Origin of the sequence: Kitasatospora sp. NPDC001539 (genome assembly GCF_040298565.1) — a bacterium.
Classification (GTDB): domain Bacteria; phylum Actinomycetota; class Actinomycetes; order Streptomycetales; family Streptomycetaceae; genus Kitasatospora.
In genome coordinates this window covers 1-6,188 of the sequence record NZ_JBEPAK010000337.1, presented here as the reverse complement: position 1 = coordinate 6,188, position 6,188 = coordinate 1, and the positions used below count along the sequence as shown (strand labels likewise).

5 protein-coding genes and 1 tRNA gene are annotated in these 6,188 nt (G+C 69.1%); 5 read left to right on the top strand and 1 reads right to left on the bottom strand.

The features are described from left to right. Positions 1–109: 109 nt before the first annotated feature. Positions 110–598 (bottom strand): YajQ family cyclic di-GMP-binding protein, encoded by a 489-nt coding sequence (locus ABT247_RS30920; RefSeq protein WP_350749226.1) that lies wholly within the window; start codon positions 596–598, stop codon positions 110–112. A gap of 216 nt (positions 599–814) precedes the next feature. Here ABT247_RS30920 and ABT247_RS30915 point away from each other — a divergent pair. The 5 genes from ABT247_RS30915 to kdpC all read left to right on the top strand — a co-directional run bounded on the left by ABT247_RS30915 (position 815) and on the right by kdpC (position 6,092). After that, positions 815–895: transfer RNA gene (locus ABT247_RS30915), tRNA-Tyr, on the top strand. Positions 896–1,570: 675 nt separating this feature from the next. Next, the gene (gene kdpF / locus ABT247_RS30910; RefSeq protein ID WP_350749223.1) at positions 1,571–1,660 is read left to right on the top strand and encodes a K(+)-transporting ATPase subunit F; all 90 of its coding nucleotides are present in this window, start codon (positions 1,571–1,573) and stop codon (positions 1,658–1,660) included. A gap of 1 nt (position 1,661) precedes the next feature. Further along, on the top strand, positions 1,662–3,323 hold the full coding sequence (gene kdpA, locus ABT247_RS30905) for a potassium-transporting ATPase subunit KdpA (RefSeq protein WP_350749221.1): 1,662 nt from the start codon (positions 1,662–1,664) through the stop codon (positions 3,321–3,323). Next, positions 3,323–5,440 carry a potassium-transporting ATPase subunit KdpB gene (gene kdpB / locus ABT247_RS30900; RefSeq protein ID WP_350749218.1) on the top strand — a complete coding sequence of 706 codons (2,118 nt, stop codon included), beginning with the start codon at positions 3,323–3,325 and terminating at the stop codon, positions 5,438–5,440. Before kdpA ends, kdpB begins: the two co-directional genes overlap by 1 nt. 22 nt (positions 5,441–5,462) lie before the next feature. Then, complete coding sequence (gene kdpC, locus ABT247_RS30895) at positions 5,463–6,092, top strand: potassium-transporting ATPase subunit KdpC (RefSeq protein WP_350749215.1); 630 nt, start codon at positions 5,463–5,465, stop codon at positions 6,090–6,092. Positions 6,093–6,188: the final 96 nt, after the last annotated feature.

Genomic DNA, 6,188 nt, shown 5'->3' with positions numbered 1-6,188 from the left:
ATCCGTACGCCGCGTCCGTCCGTACGCCGACACGTCCGATCGCCGTCCGACCGGCCGACCGTCCGATCGCCGTCCGACCGGCCGACCGATCCGGACGCCCGGACGGGCGTCAGCGGTAGTTCACGAACTGGATCGCGAAGTCCAGGTCCTTGCCCTTGAGCAGGGCCTGGACGGCCTGGAGGTCGTCGCGGCTCTTCGAGCTGACGCGCAGCTCGTCGCCCTGGACCTGGGCCTTGACGCCCTTCGGGCCCTCGTCCCGGATGATCTTCGCGACCTTCTTGGCATCCTCCGTGGAGATGCCCTCCTTCACGTTGGCGAAGATCTTGTACTCCTTGCCGGAGAGCTGGGGCTCGCCGGCGTCCAGAGCCTTCAGCGACAGACCGCGCTTGATGAACTTCGTCTGCAGCACGTCGAGGATGGCCCGGACGCGCTCCTCGCCGTTGGCCTTCATCTCGATCTTCTCGCCGGAGCGGCTGATCTCGCCGCCGACGCCCTTGAAGTCGAAACGGGTGGCGATCTCGCGGGAGGTCTGGTTGATCGCGTTGTCGACCTCCTGCCACTCGACCTTCGAGACGATGTCGAAACTGGAGTCGGCCATGGGTGTTGGTCTCCTTGATGCTCTGGCTTCACTGGCACGGCCCGCCTCACCGGACGACCGCCGCCCCAGCCTATCCAGCGCCACCCGGGCACTGCCCGCGACAGCCGCGCGGCGCTCCTTGATCGTCGGGCGCCCTATCGAGTGGCGAACCACCCCCTGGCATCAGGTATGGTTTACCACGTCGAACGGGGCAGCCCCCCGGGCGGCGAACATCCTGGCTGGTTGCCCGAGCGGCCAAAGGGAGCAGACTGTAAATCTGTCGCGAAAGCTACGCAGGTTCGAACCCTGCACCAGCCACAGGATAGAGAACAGGCCCTGATCTGCGGAAACGCAAATCAGGGCCTGTTCTGTTTTCCCTGCGCGACATGGGCGCGGGTTATTGCGCATTGCTTGCAATTACGTCGAGCAGGCAGCAGAGTGGGTGGTCCGGGGGTGGGAGTCCTTCTGCTGAGCTGATCGTCTTCCCAACCGGCGCCCGCCGGGACAACGGCTCGCCCACCCCCGCCAGCAGTCCAGGCCGTCGTGCGGTCCACGGGCCCTGGCGCGACCGCCTCGCGCCGGGGCCCGACGCATGTCCGGACGCCTTCTCGCTCCGGCCCAATCCCACCGCGTCGGCTCACCCCCCGCCGTACCCCGGTCGGCTCGAGAGGCCGGTCCCCGGGAACCAGCCCTCGGCCGCCCTCGGCCGCCCGTGTTCGGTGGCGGCGGCTCGCCCGGGCGCGGTGCGCGTCAAGGCCCCGTCAAGGCCGGGCCGTCACCCGTATGGAGGGCGTCAGGGGCTCCCGTACGCGCCCTTGACGGCTGATTTGCTGCCTCTGCCGGCCGTCCGCCGGTGCCGCGGAGCCCTCCGGTCCCGTCCGCGGCATCTCCCGAAACCACGCTGGTGGAGCCCATGTCCGATCTCATCTACGTCGGTGTCACGGTCGCCGTGTTCGCCGTCATCGCCCTGATCGCGCGGGGGGTGGAGAAGCTGTGAGCGCCGAGAACGTCGCAGGTCTGGTCGTGGCCGTCGCTCTCGTCGGCTACCTCGTCGTCGCGCTGATCTACCCGGAGAAGTTCTGACATGAGCTCCACTCTCGCGGGCTGGCTGCAGGCCCTCGCCCTCGTCGGCGCGCTGGTCCTGTGCTACCGCCCCCTGGGCGACTACATCGCCCGGATCCTGACCACCTCGAAGCACCTCAGAGTCGAGCGCGGCATCTACAAGGTGATCGGTGTCGACGGGGACGCCGATCAGCGGTGGTCGGTGTACCTGCGCTCGGTGCTGGCCTTCTCGGCGGTCTCCGTCCTCTTCCTGTACGGCCTGGTCCGCCTCCAGGGCTACCTGCTGCTGAACCTGGGTGTCCCGCAGATGGCCGGCCACCAGGCCTGGAACACCGCGATCTCCTTCGTCACCAACACCAACTGGCAGTCCTACGCCGGCGAGTCCGCGATGGGCCACCTGGTGCAGATGGCGGGACTGGCGGTGCAGAACTTCGTCTCCGCGGCCGTCGGCATCGCCGTCGTGGCGACGCTGATCCGCGGGTTCACCCGCAACCGGACGGACCGGCTGGGCAACTTCTGGGTCGACCTGGTGCGGATCAACCTGCGCCTGCTGCTGCCGATCTCGATCGTGTTCGCGCTCGTGCTGGTGGCGAACGGTGTGATCCAGAACTTCCACGGCTTCCACGAGGTGGCCGACCTCACGGGCGGCGTGCAGAGGATCCCGGGCGGCCCGGTGGCCTCGCAGGAGGTCATCAAGGAGCTCGGCACCAACGGCGGCGGGTTCTTCAACGCCAACTCGGCGCACCCCTTCGAGAACCCGACCGGCTTCACCAACTGGCTGGAGATCTTCCTGATCCTGCTGATCCCGTTCGCGCTGCCGCGGACCTTCGGCCGGATGGTGGGCGACAACCGCCAGGGCTACGCCATCGCGTCCGTCATGGCGCTCTTCTGGGTCGCCTCGGTGGCGCTGATCACCTTCTTCGAGTCGCAGCACCACGGCGGCGCGCTGCAGGCCGCGGGCGCGGCGATGGAGGGCAAGGAGCAGCGCTTCGGCATCGCCGCCAGTTCGCTGTTCGCGGCGTCGACGACGCTGACCTCGACGGGTGCGGTGGACTCCTTCCACGACTCGTTCTCGCCGCTGGGCGGCGGTGTCACGGTCTTCAACATGATGCTGGGCGAGATCGCGCCGGGCGGTGTGGGTTCGGGCCTGTACGGGATGCTCGTGCTGGCGATCGTGGCGGTGTTCGTGGCCGGTCTGATGGTCGGGCGCACCCCGGAGTACCTGGGCAAGAAGCTCGGCGGGCGGGAGATGAAGTTCGCCTCGCTGTACATCCTGACCACGCCGGCGATCGTGCTGGTGGGTACGGGTGCGGCGATGGCGCTGCCGGGTGAGCGGGCCGGGATGCTGAACTCGGGCGCCCACGGCTTCTCGGAGGTGCTGTACGCCTTCACCTCCGCCGCCAACAACAACGGTTCGGCGTTCGCGGGCATCACCGTCAACACCGACTGGTACGACACGGCGCTCGGTCTGGCGATGGTGTTCGGCCGCTTCCTGCCGATGGTGTTCGTGCTGGCGCTGGCCGGTTCCCTGGCACAGCAGCAGCCGGTCCCGGCCACCCCGGGCACCCTGCCCACTCACAAGCCGCTGTTCGTGGGGCTGCTGTCGGGCGTCGTCCTGATCGTCGTCGGCCTCACCTACTTCCCGGCCCTGGCTCTCGGGCCGATCGCGGAAGGTCTCTCCTGATGTCCACCTCCACGCTCAACCCCGCACCGGCCGACGAGGCCGGGACCGCCGCCGTGCCGCACAGAGTCTCCAGCGGTCTGCTCGACCCGAAGCTGATCGTCTCCTCGCTGCCGGACGCCGTGCGCAAGCTCGACCCCCGGGTGATGGTCAAGAACCCGGTCATGTTCGTGGTCGAGGTCGGCTCGGTGGTCACCACCGTCTCCGCGATCGCCGACCCGTCGGTGTTCGCCTGGGCGATCACCGTGTGGCTCTGGCTCACCACGGTGTTCGCCAACTTGGCGGAGGCCGTCGCCGAGGGCCGCGGCAAGGCGCAGGCCGACACCCTGCGCAAGACCAAGACGGAGACCAAGGCCCGTCGCCTGCTGGACTGGCCGAAGAGCCAGGCCGAGGAGGAGGTGCCCGGTACCGCGTTGCGGCTCGGTGACCACGTCGTCGTGGAGGCCGGACAGATCATCCCGGGCGACGGCGACGTCGTCGAGGGCGTCGCCTCGATCGACGAGTCGGCGATCACCGGTGAGTCCGCCCCGGTCATCCGGGAGTCCGGCGGCGACCGCAGCGCCGTCACCGGCGGCACGAAGGTGCTGTCCGACCGGATCGTGGTGAAGATCGCCTCGGAGCCCGGCAAGTCGTTCATCGACCGGATGATCGCCCTGGTCGAGGGCGCCGCCCGGCAGAAGACGCCGAACGAGATCGCGCTCAACATCCTGCTGGCCTCGCTGACCATCGTCTTCCTGGTCGCGGTCGTCACGCTCCAGCCGATGGCCACCTACGCGGGCGCCCCGCAGTCGATGATCGTCCTGGTCGCCCTGATCGTGGCGCTGATCCCGACCACCATCGGCGCGCTGCTCTCCGCGATCGGCATCGCCGGCATGGACCGGCTGGTGCAGCGCAACGTGCTGGCGATGTCCGGGCGTGCCGTCGAGGCCGCCGGCGACGTCAACACCCTGCTGCTCGACAAGACCGGCACCATCACCCTGGGCAACCGCCAGGCCGCCGAGTTCCTCTCGGTGAGCGGCGTCTCCACGGACGAGCTGGCCGGCGCGGCCCAGCTGTCCTCCCTCGCGGACGAGACGCCGGAGGGCCGCTCGGTCGTGGTCCTGGCCAAGACGGCGTACGGCCTGCGGGCCCGCGCCCAGGGCGAGTTGGCCCATGCCACATGGGTCCCGTTCACCGCCCAGACCCGGATGTCGGGCGTCGACCTCGACGAGGCCGACGGGCTCCACCAGGTCCGCAAGGGCGCGGCCGCAGCCGTGTCCAACTGGGTCACCGGGAACGGCGGCCGGGTCACCGACGAGGTGTCCACCCTGGTCGACGGCATCTCCGCCGCGGGCGGCACCCCGCTCGTGGTGGCGACGAAGGTCGGCGACGCCCCCGCCCGCGTCCTCGGCGTCATCCACCTCAAGGACGTCGTCAAGGAGGGCATGCGCGAGCGCTTCGACGAGCTGCGCCGGATGGGCATCAAGACCATCATGATCACGGGCGACAACCCGCTGACCGCCAGGGCGATCGCGGAGGAGGCCGGCGTGGACGACTTCCTCGCCGAGGCCACGCCCGAGGACAAGATGGCCCTGATCAAGAAGGAGCAGGAGGGCGGCAAGCTGGTCGCGATGACCGGCGACGGCACCAACGACGCCCCCGCGCTCGCCCAGGCCGACGTCGGTGTCGCGATGAACACCGGGACCATGGCGGCCAAGGAGGCCGGCAACATGGTCGACCTCGACTCCAACCCGACCAAGCTGATCGAGATCGTGGAGATCGGCAAGCAGCTGCTCATCACCCGCGGCGCGCTGACCACCTTCTCCATCGCCAACGACGTGGCCAAGTACTTCGCGATCATCCCCGCGATGTTCACCGGGGTCTACCCGGGCCTGAGCCACCTCAACATCATGGGCCTGCACAGCCCCCAGTCCGCGATCACCTCGGCGATCGTCTTCAACGCCCTGGTCATCATCGGCCTCATCCCGCTCGCCCTGCGCGGCGTGAAGTACCGCCCTGCGGACGCCAGTTCACTGCTCCGGCGCAACATCGGGGTGTACGGCTTCGGCGGGCTGGTGGTGCCGTTCGTCGGCATCAAGCTGATCGACCTGATCGTCCAGTTCATCCCCGGCCTCGGCTGACGCGGGGAAGGAGAGGAACACCATGTCCAAGCCCCTGCCGACGACCGTCCGCACCCACGCCACCGCGCTGCGCGCGCTGCTGGTGCTCACGGTGATCCTCGGGATCGCCTACCCGCTGCTGGTCACCGGGATCAGCCAGGTCGCGTTCAGTGACAAGGCCAACGGCTCGATCGTGAAGGCCGACGGCAAGGAGGTCGGTTCCAGCCTGCTCGGCCAGAACTTCGACCTGCCCAAGGCCAACCCGGACGACCCGAAGGAGGAGCCCAAGCCGGACCCGAAGTGGTTCCAGCCCCGGCCCTCCGCCAACAACTACGCCGGCGACAACTCGGGCGCCTCCAACCAGGGCCCGAACAGCGACGACCTGCTGAAGGCCGTCAACGACCGCCGCGCCGCCGTCGCCGCGTTCGACGGCGTCGACCCGGCGAGCGTGCCGGCCGACGCGCTGACCGCCTCCGGCTCCGGCCTCGACCCGCACATCTCGGTCGCCTACGCCAAGGAGCAGGTCAACCGGGTCGCCAGGGAGCGCAACCTGCCGGCCGACAAGCTGGACCAGCTGATCGCCAGGTACACCGAAGGCCGCTCGCTCGGCTTCCTCGGCCAGGAGGGCGTCAACGTCGTCCTCCTCAACAGGGCGCTCGACGAGCAGAAGTGACCGGGACAGCCGAGAACAGCCGAGGGAGGGATTCAGCAGTGGCACCACGGCGAATCCGAGGGTGACCGGTCCGGCCCGGCGCGGGAGGATGCCTCC

Excerpts from the sequence above, each read along its gene's own strand:
- ABT247_RS30920 (WP_350749226.1), bottom strand. The coding sequence starts at position 598 with ATGGCCGACTCCAGTTTCGACATCGTCTCGAAGGTCGAGTGGCAGGAG.
- kdpA (WP_350749221.1), top strand. The coding sequence starts at position 1,662 with ATGAGCTCCACTCTCGCGGGCTGGCTGCAGGCCCTCGCCCTCGTCGGC.
- kdpB (WP_350749218.1), top strand. The coding sequence starts at position 3,323 with ATGTCCACCTCCACGCTCAACCCCGCACCGGCCGACGAGGCCGGGACC.
- kdpC (WP_350749215.1), top strand. The coding sequence starts at position 5,463 with ATGTCCAAGCCCCTGCCGACGACCGTCCGCACCCACGCCACCGCGCTG.